This window comes from Protofrankia sp. CiP1_Cm_nod4 (assembly GCF_982290645.1).
In genome coordinates this window covers 2,025-3,979 of record NZ_CEVIVC010000256.1, presented here as the reverse complement: position 1 = coordinate 3,979, position 1,955 = coordinate 2,025, and the positions used below count along the sequence as shown (strand labels likewise).

The 1,955-nt window shown below is 80.1% G+C and carries 1 pseudogene; it reads right to left on the bottom strand.

Annotated elements, in window-relative coordinates:
* Nucleotides 1-1,928 (bottom strand): annotated as a pseudogene (locus AC5LSR_RS23810) (hypothetical protein); the annotation flags it as partial.
* Nucleotides 1,929-1,955 lie beyond the last annotated feature (27 nt).

Below are 1,955 nucleotides of genomic sequence, written 5' to 3'. Positions count from 1 at the left end.
GCGGTGCCGGCCGGTGCCGGCACCGGCACGGCCAGGCCGGCCAGCAGGTGGCCGGTGAACTCCACCGACGTGGTCATCAGCTCGGCCACCGCCACGATGGTGAGGGTCCGGGCGCGCAACGCCCGCGCGTTGTTCACCCCAGCCGCCACCTCGGCGGTGCCCAGGCCGGTCAGCAGCGGGACGCCGGCCGGCGCCGGCCCCGGCAGCGGGCCGACAGCCGTGCCGAGAGCGGCGTCAGTACCGGCAGCGGCGTTCAGAGCGGCGTCGACGGCGGCCCGCTGCCCCGGGTTGGCGTCGGCGAGCAGCCGGCGTTCGAGCGGGGTGAGAGCGTCGGCCAGCCGCAGCCATCCGGTGACCGGGTCGTGGCTCACCCGGCCGGCCAGGGCGGCGGGGACGCTCAGCGGGCCCGTCACGGCCAGCGGCAGCTCGACGATCGTCGGCGTCGGGATGAACGCGGCGTCCTCGGGAACCGGGACAGCGGGGCCGGACGCGGGGCCGGACGCGGCCCGGTCGATCGTCGCGACCAGCGTGTCGACCCGCGCGGGCGGCCAGCCGAGCGCGCTGAGCTCCGCCCGCAGCGCGGCCACCGCGGCCGGGCGGCGCACCTCGTCCGGACCGTCCGGCAGGGTGAACGGCACGGTGGCGGCGCGGGCGGCGGCCAGCGCCGCGGCGGCGACGGCGATCGGCCGGTCGTCGACCGGGCGGCCCGCCGGCTGCTTCCCCGCCGCCGCGGCGAAGCTCGGGCGCCCGCCGTCGACGGCGTAGGCCAGCCGGTCCGCGTCGACACCGGCATGGCGCAGCCAGTCCAGCCGGTCCAGGGTGCGTTCCAGCGCGCCGAGTGAGCCGAAAGGCGCCTCGACCGCGCCGAGCCCGACGAGCACCGCCAGGTCGGGCAGGCGGATCCGGGCGGCGTGGGCCACCGCCGCCGCTGCGTCGAGCCTGGCGAAGGCGGCGAAGCCGGTGCCGGCGTCCAGCGGCCGGAGCGCGTCGACGTCGTCGGTGCCGAGGGCGGTGCGCAGGATCGGCCGCAGCGCCGGGTCGAACGGGTCGAGGGCCGGATCCAGCAGCGACGCCAGCGGCCAGCCCGCCGGGCCGCCCCCGGCCGGGCCATCCGCCGGGCCATTCGCCGGCCCACTCGCCGGGCCGCCCACAGCCGGGTCGGCCAGCGGCGCGAGCGGGTCCCGGCGGCCGGCGGCGGACACCGCCGGGCTGCCGGGGCCGGTGAACCGGGCCCGGTGGCGGGCGGCGCAGACGGCGGCCAGGCTCGGTGGCAGCGGACCGCTCCCACCGGCCGCCACCGCGGCGAGTACCGCCGTGACGTCCAGTTCCGCGCGCCGGCTCACGGCGGCGATCCTCCCCAGCCGCGCCAGGGCGCCGGCGGTCAGCGCACCGGTGCCGCCGGTGGTGAGCTCGACGGCGGCGGCGACCGTGGGCAGCGGCCAGCCGGTCGACCGGTACAGGGTGACCACCTGCTGAATCCGCAGCAGGGTGTCGTCGTGGGCAGTGGCGCTCAGGTTGAGCAGCGTCAGCTCGGTGATATCGCACTCGCGGCCGCCCGTCACGCCGGCCCCGCCCCCGCCCCCGGCACCGGCGTCCCGCGGCCCGATCGTCAGGCCCGGGGAGAGCTGCTGGACGAGGGGCAGTGCCACCACCTGCGTCAGCTCGGCGTAGGACAGGCCGGTGCGGCGCAGCAGCGCCGGGACGTCGGCGGCCAGGGCGTTGAACCAGCCGGGCCCGGCCGCGGCCGGCTCACCCCACAGGGCGGACGCCGTCGCCGCCGGATCGGCCGGGCCGGCGCCGGCGAGCTGGCGCAGCCGGCGGACGGTGATTCCCAGCCGCGCGGCGCTGACCGCCTCCGGCGCCGCCGCGCCCGGCCCGCCCGGTTCGGCTGCCCCGGGCAGCCCGCCTGCTCCGCCCGGCCCGCCCACGTCGCCTGCTCCGTCCGGCCCGTCCGG